The sequence below is a fragment of the Kosakonia sp. ML.JS2a genome (assembly GCF_025642095.1).
Taxonomy (GTDB): domain Bacteria; phylum Pseudomonadota; class Gammaproteobacteria; order Enterobacterales; family Enterobacteriaceae.
This window is the reverse complement of sequence record NZ_CP106754.1, coordinates 1771264-1795083: the sequence shown is the minus strand read 5'-3', so window position 1 is coordinate 1795083 and position 23820 is coordinate 1771264. Positions and strand designations below refer to the sequence as shown.

The window sequence follows — 23820 nt, the reverse complement described above, 5'->3', positions numbered from 1 at the left end:
TTTTCACCCAAAACCGCGGAGCGGGCCGCGAAAGCACGCAGTGTGACATAATCCTGGCGCATCTTGCAGAGTTGGACGCTGATTTTTATGCAAATTCATTCCCCCGTTCGCTTTCCAGGACTACTATCAATAAGCCTGAAAAGTCATGTTTAGCCACAAGGAGGGGAACATGTCACACGAAAATAATGCCTTTATACACGAACTTAAACGGCTGGTTGGCGCATCTCACCTGCTCACCGAACCGGCAAAAACCGCCCGTTACCGCAAAGGGTTCCGCTCGGGTCAGGGTGATGCGCTGGCGGTGGTCTTTCCCGGCACGCTGGTAGAACTGTGGCGTGTGCTACAGGCCTGCGTTCGCGCCGACAAAATCATCCTGATGCAGGCGGCAAACACCGGCCTTACCGAAGGGTCCACCCCCAACGGCAACGACTACGACCGCGATATCGTCATTATCAGCACCCTGCGTCTGGATAAGTTACATCTGCTGGACAACGGTCAACAGGTGCTGGCGTACCCCGGTACGACCCTTTATTCGCTGGAAAAAGCGCTGAAACCGCTGGGCCGCGAACCGCACTCAGTGATTGGTTCATCCTGTATCGGCGCATCGGTGATCGGCGGGATCTGCAATAACTCCGGCGGTTCCCTGGTGCAACGCGGACCGGCCTATACCGAAATGTCGCTGTTCGCGCGCATTGATGAGCAGGGCAAATTGCAACTGGTGAATCATCTGGGGATTGAGTTAGGTCAGTCGCCGGAAGCGATCCTCAGCAAACTCGATGACGATCGTATTACTGATGCCGATGTGCACCACGACCAGCGCCACGGGTACGATCATGATTACGTCACCCGCGTGCGCGACATCGAAGCGGATTCCCCGGCGCGCTATAACGCCGACCCCGATCGGCTGTTTGAATCCTCCGGTTGCGCAGGAAAACTGGCAGTGTTCGCCGTTCGCCTGGATACCTTCCTGGCGGAATCCAACCAGCAGGTGTTCTATATCGGCACCAACCAGACCGAAGTGCTTACGGAGATCCGCCGTCACATCCTGGCGAACTTTACGCATCTGCCGATCGCCGGGGAGTATATGCACCGGGATATCTACGATATTGCCGAACAGTACAGCAAAGACACCTTCCTGATGATCGACAAGCTCGGCACCGATAAAATGCCGTTCTTCTTCACCCTGAAGGGGCGTACGGATGCGTTACTGGAAAAATCGCCGCTCTTTAAGCCGCATTTTGTCGACCGTTCACTGCAAAAGATCACCCGCTTATTCCCGTCGCACCTGCCGCCGCGCATGAAAGAGTGGCGCAATAAATACGAACACCATCTGCTGTTGAAGGTGTCCGGTGATGGCATTGCCGAAGCACAAAGCTGGTTAAACGACTACTTCGCGAACGCCGAGGGGGCATTTTTTGTGTGTACGCCGGAGGAAGGCAGCAAAGCGTTTTTACACCGTTTTGCCGCAGCGGGCGCCGCCATCCGTTACCAGGCGGTGCATGCCGATGAGGTGGAGGATATTCTGCCGCTGGACATTGCCCTCCGACGTAACGATACCGAGTGGTTTGAGCATCTTCCGCCGGAAATCGACAGCCAACTGGTGCATAAGCTCTACTACGGACACTTTTTGTGCCACGTTTTCCACCAGGATTACATCGTCAAAAAAGGGGTGGATGCGCATGCGCTCAAAGAGCAGATGCTGGCGTTGCTGCGAGAACGCGGGGCGCAATACCCTGCTGAACATAACGTCGGTCATCTGTATGAAGCCACAGAAACGCTAAAACGTTTCTATCAGGATAACGACCCGACAAACAGCATGAACCCCGGCATCGGGAAAACCAGCAAGCGTAAATTCTGGCAGGAAGGCGAAGCGGCTGACACGGCGCAGAAACACTGACCAAATAACCGCACCGTGCACTGTATTGTGTGCTCCGTTCGTACTAGAGTAGCGAAAACCATAGAAACGTTTCTATGGCTCTCTGCTTTGAAGGAGCACACCTGTCATGTCTGCTGTTGATGTCTTATCCGGTCCTGCGATAGAAGTGCGCGACGCCTGCCCTGAAGACGTTCACGCCATTGCTTCCCTCTATGCCTGGCACGTGCTGCATGGCCGCGCCTCCTTCGAAGAAGTCCCGCCCACCATTGATGACATGCGTAGCCGCATGAACAAGGTTGCCAAAGACGGTCTGCCGTGGCTGGTCGCCCTCTACCATGGCATTGTGGTCGGCTACAGTTATGCCAGTTTCTACCGCCCTCGCGAGGCCTATCGCTACACGCTTGAAGAGTCTATTTATGTCGATGCCAGTATGATTGGGCGCGGCATTGGGAGTACGCTGATGGGCGCGCTCATCGCCCGTTGCGAAGCCGGGCCGTGGCGGCAGATGATTGCGGTGATCGGCGATGGCAACAACAATACCGGCTCGTTGCGCCTGCATAAAAAGTACGGGTTTGAGCTGGCCGGGCAACTGCGCAGCGTCGGCTATAAAAAAGGGGACTGGCGGGATACGTTGATTATGCAGCGCCCACTCAACGACGGTGACTGGACGCTGCCGGAATAATTAATCGTTTTGCGCGGTCTGCGCGTCGTCGGCCGGGTTTTGCGCCATTTGCGCCGCTTTCTGGCGCTTATAGCTTAAAGCGGAAGCCGGTACCGGCTGCGCTTTCCCGGTTTCAATCCAGGTCCGCAAACGGCTGGCGTCAGCAAAGTGTGTGAACTTACCAAACGCATCCATCACCACCAGCGCCACCGATTTGTTATTGATGACGGTACGCATCACCAGGCAGTGTCCTGCCGCATTGGTAAAGCCGGTTTTCGTCAGCTGAATATTCCAGTTATCGCGATAGACCAGATGGTTGGTATTGCGGAACGGCAGCGTATACGCCGGATTTGCAAAGGTCGCCATCTCTTCACGCGTGGTGCTCAGTTGCCCCAGCAGCGGATATTGTTTGGTCGCGATCAGCAGTTTGGTCAAATCCCGCGCGGTAGAAACGTTGTGGATCGACAACCCGGTCGGCTCAACAAAATGGGTATTGCTCATGCCGAGCGCTTTCGCTTTGGCGTTCATCGCCGCAATAAAGGCGTTATAGCCGCCCGGATAGTGGTGCGCCAGGCTTGCCGCCGCACGGTTTTCCGATGACATCAGCGCCAGCAGCAGCATATTTTTACGGCTGATTTCGCTGTTCAGACGCACGCGGGAGTAAATCCCTTTCATTTCCGGCGTCTGGCTGATGTCCACCGTGAGTTTCTCATCAAGCGGCAGTCGCGCATCCAGCACCACCATCGCCGTCATCAGTTTGGTGATGGAGGCTATAGGACGCACCAGATCGGGATGGCTGGAATAGATAACTTGATTGGTTTGCAGATCGACAATCATCGCGCTGCCTGAAGCAATCTCAGGTTGTGCGGCAACAGTCGGGGTAGTCGTTTTCGCAACAGCAAACGGCGCCACAGGCGCAGCCAATAATAAGGCCAGGCTTAATAAGGAGACTCGAAATTTCTGCATGATGAGACTTCTGAAGATTATTCACGCACGTTATTACGCACACCGCGTCTGTTAGCCGGAGCAATAGCAGAGCTGGCTTTGGCATAATAGCCGCCATGCAGGGTTGTCGCCAGAGGATAATCATTGCGAGAGATTGCGTTGCCGGCTTTTACACCAGCAACGCAAGATTCAGAGAACAGGTGTCAGAACAACCGGTAGCCGTAACCCCACAGGATCACCGTCAGCGCCAGCAAAACTTCCAGCACCAGTACGCCGATCGCCAGCGTTGAACTGGAAAAGCTCAGCCCCTCTTCCTTGTTGATACTCAGGAATGTCGGGATACCGACATAGAGCAGATAACCGGTGTAGAACAGCGCCACCGTTCCCACCAGCACGCACAGCCATACCAGCGGGTAAAGCGCCACAATACCGCTCAGAAACAGCGGCGTCGCCACATAGCCGGCAAACACCATACAGCGCCCCAGTGACGGCCGTTGCGGGTAGCTGCGCGCCATCCACCAGATCACGCGCCCCATCACCGCTACGCCCGCCAGCATCAGGGCATAGAACAGCACCGCCAGAGAGAAACCGGTCACCAATGATAACGTCACGACACTGTTCTCACCGAAATTCCAGCCGATTTGCGTGGTGCCAATAAAGGCGCAAATCACCGGAATTGCCGCCATGATTAATACATGGTGAGTGTAGTGATGCGAAATGGTTTCGTTTTCACCTCTGATAACCTGCATTTCACGATCGGGATGGGAAAGAAGTCCCCAGACATGGTTCATAACGCCCCCTTGCTGAATGCCCGGACATCGACACTTTCAGTATAATTCACTATTTCGCTTATTTTATGTACAACTCAAAAAATGCCGCCGCAGGCAAAGTACTCTCTTCTTCCGGCAAGAGCGCGATATCGGGTGTATGCTTACAGGCGTTTTACCGGGAGGACGTAAACACAATGGATATCAATCATCTGATTAGCCAGTATGGCTACGCCGCACTGGTTATTGGCAGCGTTGCCGAAGGAGAAACCATTACCCTGCTGGGCGGGGTAGCAGCGCATCAGGGGTTACTGCGTTTCCCGCTGGTGGTGCTGTCAGTTGCGTTGGGAGGGATGATTGGCGACCAGTTGCTCTATTTGCTGGGTAGGCGTTATGGCATGAAGATCCTGCGGCGTTTTTCCCGCCACCGCGCGAAGATCCATCAGGCGCAAACACTCATTCGCCGCCATCCTTACCTGTTTGTGATTGGCTCGCGATTTATGTACGGCTTTCGCATTATCGGCCCGCTATTAATTGGCACCAGCCACCTGCGACCGAAAATTTTCCTGCCGCTGAACATCATTGGCGCTATCGTTTGGGCGCTCCTCTTCACCACGCTGGGGTACGTTGGCGGCGAGGTGATTGGTCCGTGGCTGCACCAGTTCGACCAGCATGTGAAACGCTGGATTTGGCTGATCCTCGCGGTGGTGCTGGTGTTGTGCCTGCGTGGCTGGCTCCGGCATCGTCGGAAAAAACGCCAGAGCCGCTCCACCGAGGACTAACCGGTTTTCGGTTTAAATTGCGGGTTCGCCAGCATAAAGCCGCCATCGATAATCATCGATTGACCGGTGGTGTAGCTGGCGTCGTCAGAGCAGAGCCAGGCAACCATACTGGCAATCTCCTGGGTTCTGCCCGGTCGCGCCAGCGGAATATCGGGCATTGAACCCGGTGTGGCATCTTCATCACGCATGTTGTTCATCGGCGTGGCTATCGCGCCGGGTGCGACGGCATTGACCAGGATGTTGTGCTCAATCAGCTCCAGCGCCATGGATTTGGTTAACCCGCCCAGCGCATGTTTGGCCGCAGTATAAGCGCTGGCTTCCGGCAGCGGCGTGTGCTCATGTACCGAGGTAATGTTCACAATACGTCCTCCCTGCCCTTGATTAACCATCTGCCGGGCGGCGATTTGTGAGCAAAGAAACGCGCCATCGACATCCACGGTAAAAATGGTGCGCCACTCTTCAAATGTCACATCAAGAAACGGCGCTTTGCTCATGGCTCCGGCGTTATTCACTAACGCGTCGATACGCCCGAAGCGGGCAATCAATGAATCAATCGCCTGTGCTCCCTGCGGTAACTGACTGAGATCGAGTTGGATGGTTTCCGCACGCCGCCCCCGTTTTTCAACGTGCCGGGCTGTTTCTTTGGCGCCTTGTTCATCGGAGTGCCAGGTGATACCGATATCAAACCCCTGCTCCGCCAGCATCAGCGCACATTGCTTGCCGATACCGGAATCTGCTGCAGTAACAATCGCGACTTTCGTTGCAGACATGTTTCACCCTCCGGTTAACTTATGAACAGCTAAGTATAGAAAAAAGGCAGGATGCTGAGAGATTGCCTAAGCTTTGCACTACCTGAACAGCCGGAAGGACGAGGAAAATGTTAAAGATTTTACTTTGGGTGATCCTGATTATCTTCTTGATTGGTCTGTTGGTGGTGACGGGCGTGTTTAAGATGATTTTTTGAGGGTAAACCGGGTGCGCTCATGCACACCCGGTCATGCAGGTTATTTACCCTGCGCACTGTAATTGATCGGCACCCAGCGGTATCCCTCTTCGGCTTTCATCACTTTACCAATGCCGGGGAAGGCAATGTGTGCCGCCGCGATCCAGTCACCTTCACGCGCGGCCTGGGCCAGCACTTTCTCCCGCGTCGCCACCGCCTGCTGGCGATTGACGTCAAAATGGATAGCCACCTCAGGCTGAGGTAACTGCACCGGGTGCGCGTGAATGATATCGCCCCACAACAGCAGCGTTTTACCCGCGTGGCTGACACGGTAGATCACGCTGCCGGGCGTATGACCGGCGGCGGGAATAGCATCAATGCCGGGCATAATCTGCACCGGCGCACGGAAAGGACTGAGCTTACCAGCATCCATCACCGGACGCAGCGAACGCTCAGACTCGGCGAAAGTGTGGCGTTGCCCCTCTTCCACCTCGCGTTGATGCGCGGGGTTGAGCCAGAAATCCACATCGCGCTGATCCACACGCACGGTGGCATTCGGGAAAACAGGTTTGCCCTCACGCTGTACACCGCCGGAGTGATCGGCATGGATATGGGTCAATAACACAGTATCAATGGCATTCGGATCGATACCCGCCGCCCGCAGGTTCTCCGGCAGGTGACCGCCCGCGTCGCCAAATAATGGCCCGGCGCCAGCATCCACCAGGATCAGCTGCTTACCGGTATTGATCACAAATGCGTTGATGGACGTTTCTGCATTTACTGGCAGGTTTGCCTGCGCCATCCGCGCTTTCAGTTTTTCCGGCGTAATCGGGGTGAGCAATTTATCAAACGGCACGGCCACGGTGCCGTCGGAAACGGCGGTGATTTGCCAGTCACCCAACGCCATACGGTAGTAACCCGGTGCCTGCGTCTGTTGCGTCGACAGCGGCGTCGCGAGCGCGCTGAGGCTTGCGCCAGAGACCAGCAGCGCCAGTAATAATGGATAATGTTTCATTGCCTGCTCCGATAGTTTCAGTTGCGCCAGTATCCCGCCGCCGCTACTATCACTCCAATTGATTGGAGCAATAATGACTATCAAAGAGAATGATTTCCGCAAGATCGACCTTAATCTGTTGATCGCCTTTGCAGTGCTGTTTCGTGAACAGAGCGTCTCAGCGGCGGCAGATAAACTGCACCTGGGTCAGCCCGCGGTAAGCGGTGTGCTGTCGCGCCTGCGTACCCTGTTCGACGATCCCTTGTTTATCCGCAGTGGTCATCGCATGCAACCCACCGCCCGCGCGGAAGAACTGCATACCGGGTTGTTACCCCTGCTGGAACAATTGCAGAGCACGCTGTTTCAGCAAGCGGCGTTCGATCCGCGCACGGTCACTGTGACGCTGACGCTCGGCATGGCTGACTGGGTTGAGATGTGGCTGATGCCGACGCTGATCCCGGCATTACAGCAGGCCGCACCGGGTATGCGCCTGAATGTGGTCGCCAGCGATCCGTTTAGCGATGCCACGCGACTGGAAGGCGGGGAAATGGATATGGCAATAAGCGTCGCCACGGCCGGACCACGCTGGCTGGAACGGGAAGTCCTGACGAGCATGTCGTTTGTCACGCTCTGGCATCCGCAGCAGTTAACGTTAACCACGCCGCTGGATATCGACAGCTTTGCCGCACAACCCCATCTGATGGTCAGCTACCGGGAAGCCACCGGCAGCCATTTTGATACACTGCTGGCTAAAACCGGCCACCAGCGTCGTATCCATTACACGACGCCGCATTTCGCTGCGCTGCCGGGTTTGCTGGAGACGATGCCTGCGCTGGCTACGGTGCCCTCAGGCCTGGCCGCAGAATGGCAGCGTACACGCGGTCTGATGGCAAGCCCGGTGCCGCTGGAGGCGGAACCGGTAGAGGTGGCGCTACTGTGGCACCAGCGTCACAGTAGCGATCCGGCAGTGATGTGGCTGAAAACCTTTATCGCCGGATTGCTGATGTAACAATATTGCCCGGCGCATCAGACACCGGGCATATTCCGCTTACTTCAGGCTTTCCCCATTACTGGTGATCACATCGCGGTACCAGTAAAAGCTTTTCTTGCGACTGCGCGCCAGCGTACCGTTGCCGCTGTCATCACGATCGACATAGATAAAACCATAGCGTTTGGAGATTTCGGCTTTCGACGCGCTCACCAGGTCGATCGGCCCCCAACTGGTGTAGCCCATCACCTCAACGCCGTCTTCAATCGCCTCGCGCACCTGCACCAGATGATCGTTCAGGTAGTCGATACGGTAGTCGTCGTTAATGCTGCCCTCCGCGTCAACGTTGTCTTTCGCGCCAAGCCCGTTTTCCACGATAAACAGCGGCTTCTGCCAGCGATCCCACAGCATATTCAGCAGAGTGCGCAAACCGATGGGATCGATCTGCCAGCCCCATTCGGAACTTGCCAGGTGCGGGTTCTGCACCATGCTGAGAATGTTGCCGCGCGCTTTCTGATTCAGCTCTTCGTCCGTAGTGACACAACCGGTCATGTAGTAGCTGAAGGAGATAAAATCGATGGTCGATTTTAGCGCGTCGCGGTCGGCATCCGTGATCTCAATGCTGATGCCGTTGTCGCGGAAGTAGCGCAGCATATAACCCGGATACGCGCCACGGCACTGAACGTCGCCAAAGAACTCCCAGCTACGGTTCTGCTGCAGCGTTTCGAAAATATCCTCAGGCTTGCAGGTCAGCGGATACATCAGGCCGCCCAATAGCATGTTGCCGATTTTCGCGTCCGGGATAATGTCGTGGCAGGCTTTTACTGCCAGCGCACTGGCGACCAACTGATGATGAATGGCCTGGAAGACTTCTGCTTTGCTGCTGTTTTCCGGCAAACCCACACCGGTCAGCGGCGCATGCAATGACATGTTGATTTCGTTAAAGGTCAGCCACAGCTTGACCTTGTGTTGATAACGGGTGAACACCGTACGCGCATAGCGTTCAAAAAAGGTGATGGTTTTACGATTGCCCCAGCCGCCATACTGTTTCACCAGCCCCCACGGCATTTCGTAGTGAGAGAGTGTGACCAGCGGCGTAATGCTATGCTTCGCTAATTCATCAAACAGCTTGTCATAAAAGGCCAGTCCGGCTTCATTCGGCGTGCTTTCATCGCCATTGGGAAAGATACGCGTCCAGGCAATCGACACACGCAGGCAGCTAAACCCCATCTCGGCAAACAACGCAATATCTTCCGGATAGCGATGATAAAAATCGATGGCGACATCTTTCAGGGCGCTGTCGCCCGGTACACGTTCAACCACATCGCCGAATACCCCTTTCGGCTGCACGTCGGAGGTGGAAAGTCCCTTCCCGTCTTCCAGATACGCGCCTTCGACCTGATTTGCGGCAATCGCGCCGCCCCATAAGAATGTTTTCGGAAACGATTTCATTACTGGCTCCTTTGATTAGCGGGCAACCGCCAGCAGCGGCATCCCGGCTTGAACTGAGGTTGACGCGACGGTGCTGACGCCACCGAAGCTGTCGCTGTTACTGATAATAATCGGCGTAGCGAGATCGAACCCGGCGGCGATTATCGCAGCGCGGTCAAACTCCAGCAGCAGGTCGCCCGGCTGTACTTTGTCCCCTACCCGGACATGGGCGGTGAAGGGTTTTCCGTCCAGCTTGACCGTGTCGATGCCGACATGAATCAGCATTTCAATGCCGCTGTCGCTGAGCAGACCAATCGCATGTTTGGTTTCAAACAATGAGGCGACTTCCCCGGCGAACGGTGCAATCACTCGCCCTTCCTGCGGAATGATGGCCACGCCCTGGCCTAACAGACCGCTGGCGAAGGTGCTGTCCGGCACCTGGTCCAGCGCCAGCACGGTGCCGCTCATCGGCGCAAGCAGTGCGTTGTCATCCGTGGCGGCGACCATCAGCGGCTTATCGCTTTCAGCGGACGCCTGCGGCAACCCGGCAATAAACGTCAGCACGCAGGACAACACCAGTGCGATGACGCTGCCGAGGATCCCGCCCCACAAGGTCGCATCTACGCCGCCAGGCGGAATCATCTGCGCAAACGTGAAGATATTCCCGAAACCGAAAGAGTAGACATGGGTGCCGCTAAAGCCGACGATCGCGCCGCCCAACGCCCCGGCCGCACAACCGAAAATAAAGGGACGACGCAGCGGTAATGTCAGACCGTAAACGGCCGGTTCAGTGATGCCGAAGATGCCCGCCGCAATAGAGGAGCCCGCCAGCGCTTTTTGCCGCCCGTCGCGGGTGCGCAGGAAGATGCCCATCGTTGCCCCCACCTGACCGAAGACTGCCGGCAGCAGGATCGGCAACATCGTATCCTGACCAAATACCGCAATGTTATTGATCATCAACGGCACCAGCCCCCAGTGCAGACCGAAAATCACACAAACCTGCCACAGCGCGCCCAGCGCTGCGCCTGCCGCCCACGGCGCCAGCATGTAGATAGTCTGATAACCAAAGGCCAGCATCTGACTCAGCCAGGTCGCCACCGGGCCGATGATCAAAAATGTCAGCGGTACGGTGATGGCGATACACAGCAGCGGCGCAATAAAGTTTTTAACAGCGGAGTGTAAAAAGCGATTCCCCTGTTTCTCCAGCCAGCAGCTTACCCAGGCGGCAAGAATAATCGGGATTACAGAGCCGCTGTAGTTCAGAAACGTCACAGGGATACCGAGAAAGCTTTCACTGACTGCATCAGCCCCCTGACTGGCGTTAAAGGCGCTGAGCATCAGCGGATGCGTTAATGCGCCACCAATCACCATGGTGACAAAAGGATTGCCGCCAAATTTCTTTCCGGCGGTATAACCCAGCACCAATGGCAGGAAGAAAAAGAGCGCGTCACTGGCGGCGAACCAGATTTTGTACGTTCCGCTTTCAGCGGTGAGCCAGCCGCATACCAACGTCAGCGACAGCAGCCCTTTGAGGATCCCCGACGCGGCCAGAATGCCAATAAACGGCGTAAAAATGCCGGAGACGATGTCGATCAATCGCCCGAACAGGTTGCCCTTCTCTTCGGAGGTCGCCGCGGGCGTGTCGTCCGTCAGCCCGGCTTCGTCACGTACCGCCTGCCAGACATCGTGGACATGGTTGCCGATCACCACCTGAAACTGCCCGCCGCTTTCGACGACCATGATCACGCCGGGATTGGCTTTCAACCCTTCGGCATCGGCTTTTTTCATCTCTTTTAATTTAAAGCGCAACCGCGTAGCGCAGTGCACCAGACTGTTGATGTTTTCCTTTCCACCAACGTGGCTCAGAATCTCTTTCGCCAGCGCTTGATATTCCATGCTGTGTTCCTTGCTTCATGCCCGAGGGCGGTGACTGAGTAAAAAAAAACCCGAGACCGGCGCCTCGCGGTGCCGAACTCAGGTTTTGCCTGCGTTGTATCACGCAGTAACAATCCAGGTAATGCCAGAACGCGAGGCGTAGCCTTAGCGCCGATCTTTTCTCACTCGCTCAATATGGATGGCGAGAAACATAATTTCCTCGGTGGTCAACTCACGCTGATAGGTGCTGACCAGATGACGAGCCACCTTTTCCGCACACTGCCATGCCAGGCTGTAGTTCTCTTTGACCGCCTGGTGCAGGGAGAGATCGTCGTCTTCCACCACCGTGCGGCTCAGCATACGCTGAGAAAAAAACTTCAGATGCGTCACAAAGCGGTGATAGCTAAGAGATTCCTCATCGTATTCCTGCTTTAACTGGTACTTCACGATATGCAGAATCTCCTGCATCACTTTGGTGATATGCATCACCTCCGGCATTTCGCTGTTCAGTTGCGCGGTCACCAGATGCAGGGCAATAAAACCGGCCTCATCTTCTTCTAACTGCACCCCAAGGCGTTTGGCGAGGATCGCCCGTGCTTCCTGACCCAACTGAAACTCTTTGGGGTAGAGACGTTTAATCTCCCACAGCAGCACATTGCGGATCACCGCCCCTTTTTTCTGCCGCTCGATGGCAAAAAAACAGTGATCGGTCAGGGTGATGTAAAGACTCTCCTGCAACTTGCCGAGCCGCTCGCGCGCCAGTTCGATAATGCGATCGCAGGCGGTCATCACCTCCAGCGGGATCTGACTCAGCAGTTCACCAAGACGACGCACCAGCTCATCGCTTTGCAGCGCAAACACCTTTTCGATACAGCGTTCATCCAGTTGATCGCCGGGACGTTTCTGAAAGGCGATTCCTCTGCCCATCACCACCTGCTCGCGTTGGTGCGCGTCCAGCACCACCACAACGTTGTTGTTTAATACTTTGGCGATCTTCATCACGACCCCAGAAACAAAAAAACCTGATCTCCGACAGAAGCCAGATAATCAGGTTTAGCCCGCTTTCGCAGTAACAATCCACCTGAGCACTCTACCAGCTTCCCTACGGCGAACAACGAGACAGAAAACAAACTGTGATCGTCGTCTCAGCCAGGCGCTTAACGAAAAAGCGCTTTGTATTGTGATTCATACTGCGGCGCATTCCACTCGCCGTCCAACAGCGTCCAGGTGATATAGCCCTTATTCAACCAGCCAGTATCGGTGTCAGCCTCTGTAGGCGTCAGCACGTTCTCGCTCATCACCTGCTGTGCGCGACCATCATCGAGTAATTTGTAGTAGTGCTGCGGCACGGGGAAACGTTCGTTGCCGATGTACTTCTCGCCCTTGATGGCGTTTTTCGCCAGTGGCGGGTAGTTAATACTGAGCCCGGAGCCCACAGGCAATACAGGCTGCCCCGGTTTCCACTTGCTGTGCAGCGTGTCCACCAGTGAAACCAGGTAGTCAACGGAGTCCGGCCAATATTGGTGTGTGCTGGGCCAGCCGGCTTTCATCTCTTCGACGGTAAACAGATAGCCAATGCTGGCGGCAATGGCCGGATAGCCATAACGCACCGCACGGGCCGCTGCGCCGACGGTACCGGAATTGAGTTGCGCCACCCCGGTGTTCGGACCGTCGTTAACGCCGGAAATCACCAGGTCCGGCGGTGTGTCTCTCAGCACGCCAAGCAGACCAAAATCCAGTGAATCTGCGGGTGTGCCGGGGAAGCAATAGCGTTTTTCCGCTACCTTCTTCACATCAAAAATCATGTTGGGCTTAAAGGTGATTGCCGAACCAATACCACTCTGATTGGTTGCGGGCGCCACCATCCATACGTCGTACCCTTTGGCGGCAAGTTTCTCCTGCAAAGAGGTGGTACCCACCGATTCACATCCGTCGTCGTTAACCAACAGAATGCGCATCGCCTGTTCGGCAGCCTGCGTATGCGCCGCGGTGAGCGAAGTGAGTAGCAATGCCAGCAATGTTTTATTCATCCTTATTTTCCTTTTATTAATGCAGACCAAATTTGTATTCCATTGTCACGCCGCCACCGATCCCTTTCGAACGGTGAAATGTCCGCTTATCGTCCGTCAGCCACGGTTTGCCGTTCACCAGCTTCCAGCTATAACTCGGGCCAAATCCGGCAAACAGAGAGAAACCCGCAATACTTTTCGGCGTCCATGAAACATATCCGCCGTATTCCCACTGCGTTAATGCCGTCGTTTGATATTGTGCTCCATAGCCATAATTGCCATAGACCCCGACGGTAAATTCTGGCGACAGACGATATTTCCCATATAAATACAACATCTGCTCACCATCGTTGACATAATCATTCCCTTCACCATCCGCCGGACTATTAAATGCACCGCGGGTATTTTTCCCCATATGCCAGTAAAAATTTCCCAGCCCATTTTCAAGATGAGCCTTTGTTTTTGACCACCCTATTCCGGATTCAATCTGCTGATACTGATAACCCAGTAGTGCGAAAAAATGTTGAGCGTCATGCGTAAAACCGCGAGCGCCCTCCCATTCCTCCAGTCCACGGTTGTAATACCAGGCGCTGCGCAATAAGAGGTTTTCCTTTTCGCCGAGCGGTACGGTAAATTGCGTCTCCAGCCCCTGGCGCAACAGATAATGATGACTCTCACCGGCAACCCAGGTCATACGGGCATATTTCGTTGGGCTCCAGTTCATTTCTCCGGTGGCAATATAATCGATGGGTTTATTACTCTTCAGCGTATAAAAACCGCGCTTTTCCGGTTCATCGCGTTCGGAAAAACGCGTGACCCAGGCGCCGCGAGCCGACCACGTCCCCCAGCCCGTTTCCGCGCGAATGCCCTGCCAGGTACTGGGGGCTGCGCGACTGCGGGTGACGTTGAGCACGCCAAACTTATACAACTGTTGCCAACCGGCAAACAGCCTGGCGTAGGCATCCCCCTCTTCCCATTTCAGCTTTGCATAGAGCTGACCGATCTTGGTGAACCCTTCCGCATGACCGTTTTTATCGCGCAGCAGATCTCTACCGGCGAAGTCATCGTTGGCGTACAGTTTCGCCACGCTGTACCAGGATGCATCAACACCGACGGCCTCCTGATACCAGCCGCTTTGGTAATCCAGTAACGCCCCTTGCGCCCAGGCATTTTGTTTACCGATACCGGCCTGCTCTTGCTGATCGTTGGTGCTCAACATCCAGACATTTTTCAGCGTGACCGTAAACTGACTATCTTCAAGAAAGCCCTGGGTGGCGACAGGAACGGCATTAGCGGAAATTGCTGCGCAACTCCAGCCGGAAATAAAAAATAAAGGTAACGTTAATTTAAATAGAGCCATACTGTTTATTCCATTTTATATTTAAACCACAGGAACACCGTCGAATTACTTTCGACACCTGTGAGTAATCAGTATTTATTTAAATGGTTCGCGTAAGCGTTTCTATTAATCAGGCCATTAAAAAACAAAAAACCCAAACCCATAATTCGATAAACAATGAATTATGATGTTTAGGTTTTGCCTGTATAACAGTAACAATCCTGATGTGCTGCGCGGATATAAATAACACGCTACACACCAACCTACCAGAGGCTTATTTTATAAATCAGCAGAAACGTGATTTAGCTCGCGAGAAATTTCTGCTGCAATTGCAACAGACGTTTTACAGGTTCGAATAATAGAAAATAAATCTCCGGCCTCTATATATTCTTTACGTAAATAACCCAACCACTGTTTAATACGTGCGACATGATATAAGCCCGTATCACCCTGTTTTTCCAGCTGGGCATATTGCGCTAATAAAGCAACAACCTGCGGCCACGGCATGCGAGGCTCGTTGAACTTAATCACCCGGCTGAGGTTCGGTACATTCAATGCGCCGCGCCCAATCATCACCGCATCGCACCCGGTGACCGCCATGCAATCCTGCGCGCTTTGCCAGTCCCAGATTTCACCGTTGGCGACCACGGGAATCGATAGTCGCTGGCGGATTTCACGGATGGCCTGCCAGTTAATACGCTCTGCTTTATAGCCATCTTCTTTGGTACGGCCATGCACCACCAGCTCCGTCGCACCAGCCTGTTGCACCGCATCAGCAATCTCAAACTGCCGCGCGGGACTGTCCCATCCCAGGCGCACTTTTACCGTGACTGGCAGGTGAACAGGAACGGCTTCACGCATCGCTTTCGCGCCGCGATAAATCAGCTCAGGATCTTTCAACAGCGTCGCGCCGCCGCCGCTACCGTTAACCAGCTTTGACGGACAACCGCAGTTCAGATCCACGCCCCATGACCCGAGTTCAACCGCACGGGCCGCGTTTTCCGCCAGCCACTGCGGGTATTGCCCCAGGAGCTGTACGCGCACCAGCGTGCCGGAAGGTGTACGGCTTTGTCGGTGCAGTTCAGGGCAGATTTTATAGAAGGATTTTACCGGCAGCAGTTGATCCACCACCCGCAAAAACTCGGTGATGCAATGATCGTAATCGTTAACCCCGGTCAGCAGCTCGCGCACCAGCGAATCGAGCACACCTTCCATTGGCGCCAGTAATACACGCATAAATCACCCCAAAAAAATGAGGCGCCATAGTAGCGTCTCTGTCACGGTGTGGAAAGTGCCTTTATCGGGCGGAAAAACTACACTTGCCGGTAGCCCGCGGGGAAAATCTTGTGGGAATGCATAACGTTCCAGAATGGAATGTTTGGTATGCTCACAATTCATGATGTGATCAGTAGCACGTTTTTAGCTTTAATTGTATGATGAATGCGTTTCAGCAAGGGCTTTCACCATGAGTAAATCATTGAATATTATCTGGCAATATCTGCGTGCTTTTGTACTTATCTACGCCTGCCTGTACGCAGGGATCTATATCGCATCCCTTCTGCCCATCACCATTCCCGGCAGCATTATCGGTATGCTGATCATGTTCGTACTGCTGGCGCTACAAATCCTGCCCGCGAAGTGGGTCAATCCGGGCTGCTATCTATTGATCCGTTATATGGCGCTGCTGTTTGTGCCTATCGGGGTTGGCGTGATGCAGTATTACGACCTGCTGCGCGCGCAATTCGGTCCCATTATTGTTTCCTGTGCGGTCAGTACGGTGATTGTATTTCTGGTGGTGAGCTGGAGCACCCATCTGGCGCATGGTGAACGTAAAATCGCCGGGCAAGAAGGTAATAAAGAATGATGACGTATATCTGGTGGTCGCTGCCACTGACGCTGGCGGTCTTTTTCGCCGCCCGTAAACTTGCCGCGCGTTTCAAAATGCCGCTGCTGAACCCGTTGCTTGTCGCCATGGTGGTGATAATCCCCATCCTGCTGTTAACCGGTATCCCTTACGATCACTACTTTCAGGGCAGCAAAATCCTCAACGACTTGCTACAACCTGCGGTGGTTGCGCTGGCGTTTCCTCTTTACGAGCAGTTGCACCAGATCCGCGCGCGCTGGAAATCCATTATCACCATCTGCTTTTGCGGCAGCCTGGTGGCGATGATTTCCGGTACCGCTATCGCCCTGCTGATGGGCGCAACGCCGGAAATCGCCGCGTCGGTGTTGCCGAAATCCGTCACCACACCGATTGCGATGGCCGTGGGCGGCAGCATCGGCGGCATTCCCGCCATCAGCGCCGTCTGCGTGATTTTCGTTGGCGTGCTGGGAGCAGTCTTCGGTCATACCTTTCTCAATCTTATGCGCATACATACCAAATCCGCCCGCGGGCTGGCGATGGGCACGGCTTCGCATGCGCTGGGCACCGCGCGCTGCGCCGAAGTGGATTATCAGGAAGGGGCTTTCAGTTCGCTGGCATTGGTGATCTGCGGAATTATTACCTCACTGGTGGCACCATTTCTGTTTCCGTTGATCGTCGCGGTACTGCATTAAACTTTGCGATTGGTCGCGCATTTTTAATTTCAGTTTCATAAGTTGCACACATAGTGTGAGTAAAATCACACATAATCACGATATTGCCCCGTAAACTACGGTTCCAATACACGATTATGAGGCAACGCCATGCATTCACGTTTTCACACCGCGTTTTCCGGGCTGGCGGGAGATTTGCAAACCGCGCTGGCGCCTCTGCTGGCGGATGAGCACTTCCCCGCAATGCTGAGCGCGGAGCAGGTGGCGACTTTGCGTAGCGCCACCGGCATGGATGACGATGCGCTGGCCTTTGCGCTGTTACCGCTTGCTGCGGCCTGTGCCCGCACCGATTTATCGCATTTCAATGTTGGCGCGATTGCCCGTGGCGTCAGCGGCATCTGGTACTTTGGCGCCAATATGGAGTTCCGCGGTGCAACGATGCAACAAACCGTGCACGCCGAGCAGAGCGCCATCAGCCATGCCTGGCTACGTGGCGAACAAACCCTCTCTTCCGTCACCGTGAACTACACCCCTTGCGGGCATTGCCGCCAGTTTATGAATGAGCTGAACAGCGGGCTGAGTCTGCGCATTAACCTGCCGGGACGCGCGCCCCATACGCTGGGCGATTATCTTCCGGACGCTTTTGGCCCAAAAGATCTGGAGATCAAAACCTTATTGATGGACGAGCAGAACCATGGTTTTGCCGTGAGCGGAGAGCCATTAGCGCAAGCGGCCATCAGCGCAGCGAACCGCAGCCACTCCCCTTACACACATTCCCCCTCCGGGGTTGCGCTCGAATGTCGTGATGGGCGTATTTTTAGCGGCAGCTATGCGGAAAACGCCGCTTTCAACCCGACACTGCCACCGTTGCAGGGGGCGCTAAACTTGCTCAACCTGAGTGGTTTTGATTACGCTGACATTCAACGCGCGCTGCTCGCAGAACGCGCCGATGCACCGCTCACGCAGTGGGATGCGACCGTCGCCACGCTGCGCGCATTGGGCTGCCAGCATACCGATCGCGTACTGTTGGCATAATCTTCATCACTGCGGGTTCACGCCCGCAGTGATGAAAAAGCCCGCAATTGAACCTCCGTTTCTTGCGCTTGCCGGACGGGTAAAGTAGCCTGAGTTAAATTTCAATCCTGTACCGAGTCTCCTGCATGTTAAAGCGTTTGCTATACAGCCTGTTAGTCCTGATCGGCTTACTGCTGTTAACAGCGCTTGGTCTCGATCGCTGGATGAGCTGGAAAACCTCGCCCTATATCTACGACGATTTACAGGATCTGCCCTGGCGGCAGGTAGGCGTTGTGCTCGGCACCGCGAAGTACTACCGCACTGGCGTTATCAATCAATATTACCGTTACCGTATTCAGGGCGCGCTGAACGCCTATAACAGCGGCAAGGTCAACTATCTGTTGCTCAGCGGCGATAACGCGTTGCAAAGCTATAATGAGCCGATGACCATGCGTAAAGATCTGATTGCCGCTGGCGTCGATCCCTCCGACATCGTGCTCGACTATGCCGGTTTTCGCACCCTCGATTCGATTGTCCGCACGCGTAAGGTCTTTGATACCAACGATTTCATCATTATCACCCAGCGTTTCCACTGTGAGCGTGCGCTATTTATCGCCCAGCATATGGGGATCCAGGCGCAGTGTTACGCCGTGCCATCGCCAAAAGATATGTGGAGCGTTCGGGTGCGGGAATTCGGTGCGCGGCTCGGCACCATCGCGGATCTGTACATGTTCAAGCGCGAGCCACGTTTTTTAGGCCCGCTGGTGCCCATTCCGTCATTGCAGGAAGTTCCGGATAATGCGCAAGGTTACCCGGCCGTCACCGCCGGGCAACTGTTTGAGATGCAAAAGAAAGGGAAAAACTGATCCGGCGTCAGTACGCCGACACATTGCGATTTGCGCTCTTCACGGGTCTGATAAGGGTAAAATCCCGTGCCTTAAACGCGCGGTGATCGATAACCTCCTCCTCATTCCTGTCGAGCGTCCATAAGCCGCTCAGCGCATTAAACGAGAATATCGTCTCCCCCTCCGGCGTTTCGACAAGATACTCCCCGGTTTTTAAATACCCCGCCGAACAGTAAATACGGGCTGGCGCTGCGTTCTTCATTTTGAATTCGATTTTGCGAAAGCCGGTAGGCACCGTGCAAAAATAGTAAAACGGCAGGAATGTGACCTTGATATCACCGGGGGTGGCAACCACTTCGCCATCACGCAGTAATTCAACTCCCTTAAGGTAGAAATTCACATGTTCGGTTTTTTCGTGCGGAAGGTGATCAACTTTAAAATACACAACATTCATAGGCGCCCCTCTGAGCTGCAGATACTAATTTCAGAGATTTATCTTTCAAGCGTAAGTACCTGCGGAGCGGAAGGCATTCAGAATAGACTTAATTGTTAATGCGGCGGTCAGTTGCGCACGCGTCGGGACGAAAATTTGCAAGAGGGAAAACTACCGCGCAGGGCACAAAAGAGTCTCAACAGCGGCTGCGCGTAGTCTCTTGGCAGCGTGTCAGGCGACTTTGTCTTCACACCGGTGCAAACTGCGCTCCAGGTCGTAGATCAGGCTTTTGACCATTTCCGGCGTCAGACTAAAAAATTGCGAATCAAAGGTTGTCGCACCGGGTCCATAGGGCGACGTACTGTAACCAAATTTGACTACCACACCATTCAAATCTTCCACCGGCCCAACTTGCCAGCCGATAACAGGAAAAGCAGGAAACACGAATTCTTTGTCCATCAGAATTACCTCATTAATGCTGTGTCTTATTTGAGCGTAGCATCGAAGCGGAAAATTTAACAAATTTGTTTAGACAAAGTTTTTTCGCACCCGCCCCATCCATGACCTATTAATGACAGGCATAAAAAAAGCCCGCTGGAACCAGCAGGCTTGTTGAGTATGACACGCTTATTTCTTACGCGCGTATTTCAGGGAGTCCAGCGCCACAGCAAAGATGATGATGCCGCCCTTGATGATGTACTGCCAGTACGGGTTAATGCCGATATAGGTCAGACCGTAGTTGATAACGGTGAAGATAATCACACCGGTCACCACGCCCAGTACGGTACCCACGCCGCCGCTGAAGGAAACGCCGCCCACCACACAAGCTGCGATAGCATCCAGCTCATACATAAAGCCGAGGTTGTTGGTTGCAGAACCGATACGACCCGCTTCCAGCATACCGCCGAAGGCATAGAACACGCCGGACAGCGCATAAATCATCAGCAGGTTCAGCGCCACGTTCACGCCGGACACTTTCGCCGCTTCCGGGTTACCACCGATAGCGAAAATATTTTTGCCAAAGCGGGTTTTATTCCACAGGATCCAGACAAAGGCGACGGCGATTAACGCATAGAAGGTGATATACGACAGGCGGAAACTGCCCAGCGCAATAAAGCCCTGCGTAAAGGTGGAGAAACCGCTGTCGAAGCCGGAAATCGGCGACGCACCGACAAAGTCGTAGTACAAGGAGTTGATACCGTAAACGATAATCATCGTACCCAGAGTCGTGATAAACGGCGTTACGTTCAGGTAAGCAATAACGATACCGTTCACCAGCCCGATAATCGCGCCAATGGCGCAAACAATCAGGATCACCACCGGAATCGGCATGGTGGCCATATCGGGGAAGACTTTATTGGCGTTTTCCATTGATTGCAGCAGTGTTGCGGCAACCACCGCAGCAAGGCCCACCTGGCGCCCGGCGGAAAGGTCAGTACCCTGTGTAACAATCAGTCCCGCCACGCCCAGCGCGATAATAATACGCACGGAAGATTGGGTCAGAATGTTACTTAAGTTCAGCAGACTTAAGAATGTGGGATCCTGGAAAATAATAATGGCCAGTAACACTAAAAGAACAACATAAATGCCGCCGTCTTTCAGATAAGTGAGAAAAGTTTTTTTATTTAACGCACTCATGAGGAGCCCCTGATCTTAAAGGTGCAAAGACGCAAGACGGAGAATTTCGTTTTGCGTTGTGGTTTTAGTGTCAACAATTCCGGAAACGAGGCCATTGCTCATTACCAGAATACGGTCAGTGATGCCTAACAGCTCAGGCATTTCAGAGGAAATAATAATGATCCCCTTATTCTTTTTCGCCAATTCGGCAATCAGCTGATAAATTTCAAATTTCGCACCAACGTCAATACCACGCGTTGGCTCATCGAGCATTAAGATTTCTGGCTGGGTTAATAACCAGCGACCAATAATCACTTTCTGTTGGTTACCACCAGACAGTGAACCAATTTGCGTACGGTGTCCTGGGGTTTTCACACGCATCGAGTCGATAACCCATTGGGTATCACTCTTCATACGGCTATTATCCAGCAGACCGACTTTGTTTTTGTAATTCTGAATATTGGAAATCAGTGAGTTAAAACCAATATCGAGGTAAGCGTAAATACCGGTTGAACGGCGTTCTTCGGTTACCAGAGCAAAGCCATTATTAATCGCTTCATTCGCATTATGATTATTAATCGGCTTGCCATGCAGTTTAATAGTACCGGCGGATTTCTCGCGGATACCAAACAGCGTCTCGACGATATCAGTACGTTTTGCACCAACCAGACCGGCGATACCGAGGATTTCGCCCTTGCGCAAATCAAAGGAGACATCGCGAATAGACGGCTGACGCAGCGAAGTCAGGTTACGCACTTCAAGGATCGTTTCGCCCGGCTCGTTATGCTTGTCCGGGAAGCGCTGGTTCAGCGAACGCCCCACCATCATGGCGATGATCTTATCCATATCCAGTCCTTCCAGCGGCTGGGTGGCAATCCACTGGCCGTCGCGCAGGATGGTTATTTCATCGCAAAGCTGGAAGATCTCTTCCATTTTATGAGAGATATAAACAATACCGCAGCCGCGATCTTTCAGCTTACGGATAATTTTAAACAGATGATTGACTTCTTTTTCCGTCAATGACGACGTCGGTTCATCCATAATAACGATCTTGGCGTCATAGGAGAACGCTTTCGCAATTTCAATCATCTGCATTTGCGAAACAGATAATGTGCCCACGCGTGCTCGCGGGTCGATATCGATATCCAGCTCATCAAAAATAGCTTTCGTATCGCGGTACATTTTATCCTGATCGACAAACACGCCTTTGGTGGGGTAACGCCCCAACCACATGTTATCCATCACGGAACGTTGCAGCACCAGGTTAAGTTCCTGGTGAACCATCGAGATACCATTTTCCAGTGCTTCTTTAGCCGAATGGTAATCGATCTCTTTCCCCTGAAAAAGGATGCTGCCGGAATCTTTTTGATAGATCCCAAAAAGACATTTTAATAACGTTGATTTACCCGCGCCGTTCTCACCCATTAATGCATGAATGGAATGAGGACGAACTTTTAAATTGACATTATCGAGTGCCTTTACGCCTGGAAAAGACTTGTTGATATTGCTCATTTCCAACAAGAATTCACCTGACGACTGAGTATTATTGCTGACCATAATTGTACCTTGTTGGCCTGGCATATCATGTTGTTATAAAAGGGCGTATTTTTTAATACGCCCTGTGAAAACAGACTAGCTAAATATTATTTACCAGCAATCTGAGCGAGGTTGTCTTTATCTACACCAACGTAAGGAATACGAACAACTTTGTTTTCGATTTTCCAGTTGGTGCCATCCGCCGCGCCTTTACCTTCGGCGAGGTTTTTCGCCAGGTCGAAGCTGGCTTTCGCCTGGTTGTTGGCATCGTTCAGTACGGTACCCGCCATTGCGCCGGATTTAACCAGTGCCAGGGCTTCAGGCAGCGCATCTACGCCAAATACCGGAATTGAGCTCTTGTTGTGCGCTTTCAGCGCTTCAACAGCACCCATTGCCATGGCGTCGTTGTTGGCGATAACCACTTCAATTTTGTTTGCGTTCGGGCCGGAGAGCCAGGCGTCCATTTTGTCTTTCGCCTGAGCGGTATCCCACATTGCGGTATCTAACGCCAGTTGCTGCGTTTTGATGCCTTTATCGTTCAGCTCTTTGATAACGTAAGTGGTGCGCGCTTCAGCATCCGGATGGCCCGGTTCGCCTTTCAGCAGTACAAACTGGATCTGACCGTCTTTGTTCAGGTCCCAGCCCTGGTTTGCCGCCCAGTGTTTGGCGATCAGATCACCCTGAATCACACCGGATTCTTTAGAGTCGGTACCGACGTAGTACGCTTTGTCATAGCTATCCAGCGCTTTACGGGAAGGTTCTTTGTTGAAGAACACCACTGGCACGTTCTGACCACGGGCTTTCTCAATAACGGTGCCTGCAGCAGCCGGGTCAACCAGGTTGATGGCCAGCGCTTTCACGCCTTTCGCCAGCAGAACGTCAATCTGGTCATTCTGTTTGGATTGGTCATTCTGGGAGTCGTTCATCAGCAGCTGAACATTCGGCGCTTCTTTGGCATCTTTCTCAATCGCCTTACGCACAACGGACATAAAGTTGTCGTCATACTTATAGATGGTCACACCAATGCGGGTATCCGCTGCGTGTGCGGCTGCGCCGAAAAGCATGCTTGCCATTACAGCAGACAGAGTCAACACCTTCTTATTCATGGTATCTCCGGTTTTTTATATGCAGGGTAGTTCTTGTGAAAAAAGCTCGGTGGGAAGTATGTTATTGAAACGTTACTTTCGACCGAAGTTCACTCTAAAAAATCCATTCGTCCGTGTACGGTAA

Annotated in this window: 23 protein-coding genes; 8 read left to right on the top strand and 15 right to left on the bottom strand. The window is 53.5% G+C overall.

Annotation, left to right across the window (positions count from 1 at the left end; all coding sequences use genetic code 11):
- The first annotated feature begins 169 nt into the window (after positions 1–169).
- The gene (gene dld / locus N7922_RS08615) at positions 170–1897 is read left to right on the top strand and encodes a D-lactate dehydrogenase (RefSeq protein WP_263100126.1); all 1728 of its coding nucleotides are present in this window, start codon (positions 170–172) and stop codon (positions 1895–1897) included.
- A 106-nt stretch (positions 1898–2003) separates the two neighbouring features.
- The gene (locus N7922_RS08610; RefSeq protein WP_263100125.1) at positions 2004–2558 is read left to right on the top strand and encodes a GNAT family N-acetyltransferase; all 555 of its coding nucleotides are present in this window, start codon (positions 2004–2006) and stop codon (positions 2556–2558) included.
- Here the strand turns inward: N7922_RS08610 and pbpG are convergent, their stop codons facing one another.
- Together pbpG and N7922_RS08600 are read right to left on the bottom strand one after the other, a co-directional pair.
- Positions 2559–3503, bottom strand: a complete 945-nt coding sequence (pbpG, locus tag N7922_RS08605; RefSeq protein ID WP_263100124.1) for a D-alanyl-D-alanine endopeptidase — start codon at positions 3501–3503, stop codon at positions 2559–2561.
- A gap of 182 nt (positions 3504–3685) precedes the next feature.
- On the bottom strand, positions 3686–4273 hold the full coding sequence (locus N7922_RS08600) for a Yip1 family protein (protein WP_263100123.1): 588 nt from the start codon (positions 4271–4273) through the stop codon (positions 3686–3688).
- A gap of 173 nt (positions 4274–4446) precedes the next feature.
- Here N7922_RS08600 and N7922_RS08595 point away from each other — a divergent pair, with 173 nt between their 5' ends.
- Complete coding sequence (locus tag N7922_RS08595) at positions 4447–5031, top strand: DedA family protein (RefSeq protein WP_263100122.1); 585 nt, start codon at positions 4447–4449, stop codon at positions 5029–5031.
- Here the strand turns inward: N7922_RS08595 and N7922_RS08590 are convergent.
- Entirely contained in the window at positions 5028–5801 is a 774-nt protein-coding gene (locus tag N7922_RS08590) for an SDR family oxidoreductase (protein ID WP_263100121.1), read from the bottom strand. The genes N7922_RS08595 and N7922_RS08590 overlap by 4 nt on opposite strands.
- Positions 5802–6035: 234 nt before the next feature.
- A complete protein-coding gene (locus tag N7922_RS08585; protein WP_263100120.1) occupies positions 6036–6989 on the bottom strand; it encodes an MBL fold metallo-hydrolase in 954 nt (317 codons plus the stop codon).
- 73 nt (positions 6990–7062) lie between these two features.
- On the opposite strand from N7922_RS08585, the gene N7922_RS08580 reads away from it, so the two are divergent.
- Positions 7063–7977 carry a LysR family transcriptional regulator gene (locus N7922_RS08580; protein ID WP_263100119.1) on the top strand — a complete coding sequence of 305 codons (915 nt, stop codon included), beginning with the start codon at positions 7063–7065 and terminating at the stop codon, positions 7975–7977.
- A 39-nt stretch (positions 7978–8016) separates the two neighbouring features.
- On the opposite strand, the gene N7922_RS08575 is transcribed toward N7922_RS08580, so the two are convergent.
- The 6 genes from N7922_RS08575 to dusC all read right to left on the bottom strand — a co-directional run bounded on the left by N7922_RS08575 (position 8017) and on the right by dusC (position 15846).
- Positions 8017–9408, bottom strand: a complete 1392-nt coding sequence (locus N7922_RS08575) for a glycoside hydrolase family 1 protein (protein WP_263100118.1) — start codon at positions 9406–9408, stop codon at positions 8017–8019.
- 15 nt (positions 9409–9423) lie between these two features.
- Positions 9424–11283 carry a PTS beta-glucoside transporter subunit IIABC gene (gene bglF, locus N7922_RS08570; RefSeq protein WP_263100117.1) on the bottom strand — a complete coding sequence of 620 codons (1860 nt, stop codon included), beginning with the start codon at positions 11281–11283 and terminating at the stop codon, positions 9424–9426.
- 144 nt (positions 11284–11427) lie between these two features.
- Positions 11428–12261, bottom strand: coding sequence for a transcriptional antiterminator BglG (bglG, locus tag N7922_RS08565; RefSeq protein ID WP_263100116.1), 834 nt, complete (start codon positions 12259–12261; stop codon positions 11428–11430).
- Between the two features lie 158 nt (positions 12262–12419).
- Positions 12420–13292, bottom strand: a complete 873-nt coding sequence (gene surE, locus N7922_RS08560) for a 5'/3'-nucleotidase SurE (RefSeq protein WP_263100115.1) — start codon at positions 13290–13292, stop codon at positions 12420–12422.
- 16 nt (positions 13293–13308) lie between these two features.
- Positions 13309–14631, bottom strand: coding sequence for an OprD family porin (locus tag N7922_RS08555; protein ID WP_263100113.1), 1323 nt, complete (start codon positions 14629–14631; stop codon positions 13309–13311).
- Between the two features lie 258 nt (positions 14632–14889).
- On the bottom strand, positions 14890–15846 hold the full coding sequence (gene dusC / locus N7922_RS08550; RefSeq protein ID WP_263100112.1) for a tRNA dihydrouridine(16) synthase DusC: 957 nt from the start codon (positions 15844–15846) through the stop codon (positions 14890–14892).
- Positions 15847–16075: 229 nt separating this feature from the next.
- On the opposite strand from dusC, the gene N7922_RS08545 reads away from it, so the two are divergent.
- The 4 genes from N7922_RS08545 to sanA all read left to right on the top strand — a co-directional run bounded on the left by N7922_RS08545 (position 16076) and on the right by sanA (position 19025).
- Positions 16076–16474, top strand: coding sequence for a CidA/LrgA family protein (locus N7922_RS08545; RefSeq protein WP_263100111.1), 399 nt, complete (start codon positions 16076–16078; stop codon positions 16472–16474).
- Complete coding sequence (locus N7922_RS08540; protein ID WP_263100110.1) at positions 16471–17166, top strand: CidB/LrgB family autolysis modulator; 696 nt, start codon at positions 16471–16473, stop codon at positions 17164–17166. Before N7922_RS08545 ends, N7922_RS08540 begins: the two co-directional genes overlap by 4 nt.
- Before the next feature lie 129 nt (positions 17167–17295).
- Positions 17296–18180, top strand: a complete 885-nt coding sequence (cdd, locus tag N7922_RS08535; RefSeq protein WP_263100109.1) for a cytidine deaminase — start codon at positions 17296–17298, stop codon at positions 18178–18180.
- Positions 18181–18305: 125 nt separating this feature from the next.
- Positions 18306–19025, top strand: coding sequence for an outer membrane permeability protein SanA (sanA, locus tag N7922_RS08530; protein WP_263100108.1), 720 nt, complete (start codon positions 18306–18308; stop codon positions 19023–19025).
- Between the two features lie 7 nt (positions 19026–19032).
- On the opposite strand, the gene N7922_RS08525 is transcribed toward sanA, so the two are convergent.
- The 5 genes from N7922_RS08525 to mglB all read right to left on the bottom strand — a co-directional run bounded on the left by N7922_RS08525 (position 19033) and on the right by mglB (position 23696).
- The gene (locus N7922_RS08525; RefSeq protein WP_263100107.1) at positions 19033–19458 is read right to left on the bottom strand and encodes a hypothetical protein; all 426 of its coding nucleotides are present in this window, start codon (positions 19456–19458) and stop codon (positions 19033–19035) included.
- 210 nt (positions 19459–19668) lie between these two features.
- Entirely contained in the window at positions 19669–19896 is a 228-nt protein-coding gene (locus tag N7922_RS08520; protein ID WP_263100106.1) for a hypothetical protein, read from the bottom strand.
- Positions 19897–20064: 168 nt separating this feature from the next.
- On the bottom strand, positions 20065–21075 hold the full coding sequence (gene mglC / locus N7922_RS08515) for a galactose/methyl galactoside ABC transporter permease MglC (RefSeq protein WP_263100105.1): 1011 nt from the start codon (positions 21073–21075) through the stop codon (positions 20065–20067).
- Between the two features lie 15 nt (positions 21076–21090).
- Positions 21091–22611 (bottom strand): galactose/methyl galactoside ABC transporter ATP-binding protein MglA, encoded by a 1521-nt coding sequence (gene mglA, locus N7922_RS08510; protein ID WP_263100104.1) that lies wholly within the window; start codon positions 22609–22611, stop codon positions 21091–21093.
- Between the two features lie 86 nt (positions 22612–22697).
- Positions 22698–23696 (bottom strand): galactose/glucose ABC transporter substrate-binding protein MglB, encoded by a 999-nt coding sequence (gene mglB / locus N7922_RS08505; protein WP_263100103.1) that lies wholly within the window; start codon positions 23694–23696, stop codon positions 22698–22700.
- Between the last annotated feature and the right edge of the window lie 124 nt (positions 23697–23820).

What these genes read in the sequence shown, in the direction of transcription:
- mglA (WP_263100104.1), bottom strand. Translation starts at nt 22,611, where the DNA reads ATGGTCAGCAATAATACTCAGTCGTCAGGTGAATTCTTGTTGGAAATG.
- N7922_RS08590 (WP_263100121.1), bottom strand. Translation starts at nt 5,801, where the DNA reads ATGTCTGCAACGAAAGTCGCGATTGTTACTGCAGCAGATTCCGGTATC.
- N7922_RS08540 (WP_263100110.1), top strand. Translation starts at nt 16,471, where the DNA reads ATGATGACGTATATCTGGTGGTCGCTGCCACTGACGCTGGCGGTCTTT.
- N7922_RS08610 (WP_263100125.1), top strand. Translation starts at nt 2,004, where the DNA reads ATGTCTGCTGTTGATGTCTTATCCGGTCCTGCGATAGAAGTGCGCGAC.
- N7922_RS08575 (WP_263100118.1), bottom strand. Translation starts at nt 9,408, where the DNA reads ATGAAATCGTTTCCGAAAACATTCTTATGGGGCGGCGCGATTGCCGCA.
- cdd (WP_263100109.1), top strand. Translation starts at nt 17,296, where the DNA reads ATGCATTCACGTTTTCACACCGCGTTTTCCGGGCTGGCGGGAGATTTG.
- N7922_RS08600 (WP_263100123.1), bottom strand. Translation starts at nt 4,273, where the DNA reads ATGAACCATGTCTGGGGACTTCTTTCCCATCCCGATCGTGAAATGCAG.
- N7922_RS08585 (WP_263100120.1), bottom strand. Translation starts at nt 6,989, where the DNA reads ATGAAACATTATCCATTATTACTGGCGCTGCTGGTCTCTGGCGCAAGC.
- N7922_RS08595 (WP_263100122.1), top strand. Translation starts at nt 4,447, where the DNA reads ATGGATATCAATCATCTGATTAGCCAGTATGGCTACGCCGCACTGGTT.
- bglF (WP_263100117.1), bottom strand. Translation starts at nt 11,283, where the DNA reads ATGGAATATCAAGCGCTGGCGAAAGAGATTCTGAGCCACGTTGGTGGA.
- N7922_RS08580 (WP_263100119.1), top strand. Translation starts at nt 7,063, where the DNA reads ATGACTATCAAAGAGAATGATTTCCGCAAGATCGACCTTAATCTGTTG.
- mglB (WP_263100103.1), bottom strand. Translation starts at nt 23,696, where the DNA reads ATGAATAAGAAGGTGTTGACTCTGTCTGCTGTAATGGCAAGCATGCTT.
- sanA (WP_263100108.1), top strand. Translation starts at nt 18,306, where the DNA reads ATGTTAAAGCGTTTGCTATACAGCCTGTTAGTCCTGATCGGCTTACTG.
- bglG (WP_263100116.1), bottom strand. Translation starts at nt 12,261, where the DNA reads ATGAAGATCGCCAAAGTATTAAACAACAACGTTGTGGTGGTGCTGGAC.
- dusC (WP_263100112.1), bottom strand. Translation starts at nt 15,846, where the DNA reads ATGCGTGTATTACTGGCGCCAATGGAAGGTGTGCTCGATTCGCTGGTG.
- pbpG (WP_263100124.1), bottom strand. Translation starts at nt 3,503, where the DNA reads ATGCAGAAATTTCGAGTCTCCTTATTAAGCCTGGCCTTATTATTGGCT.
- N7922_RS08520 (WP_263100106.1), bottom strand. Translation starts at nt 19,896, where the DNA reads ATGGACAAAGAATTCGTGTTTCCTGCTTTTCCTGTTATCGGCTGGCAA.
- surE (WP_263100115.1), bottom strand. Translation starts at nt 13,292, where the DNA reads ATGAATAAAACATTGCTGGCATTGCTACTCACTTCGCTCACCGCGGCG.
- N7922_RS08555 (WP_263100113.1), bottom strand. Translation starts at nt 14,631, where the DNA reads ATGGCTCTATTTAAATTAACGTTACCTTTATTTTTTATTTCCGGCTGG.
- N7922_RS08545 (WP_263100111.1), top strand. Translation starts at nt 16,076, where the DNA reads ATGAGTAAATCATTGAATATTATCTGGCAATATCTGCGTGCTTTTGTA.
- mglC (WP_263100105.1), bottom strand. Translation starts at nt 21,075, where the DNA reads ATGAGTGCGTTAAATAAAAAAACTTTTCTCACTTATCTGAAAGACGGC.
- dld (WP_263100126.1), top strand. Translation starts at nt 170, where the DNA reads ATGTCACACGAAAATAATGCCTTTATACACGAACTTAAACGGCTGGTT.
- N7922_RS08525 (WP_263100107.1), bottom strand. Translation starts at nt 19,458, where the DNA reads ATGAATGTTGTGTATTTTAAAGTTGATCACCTTCCGCACGAAAAAACC.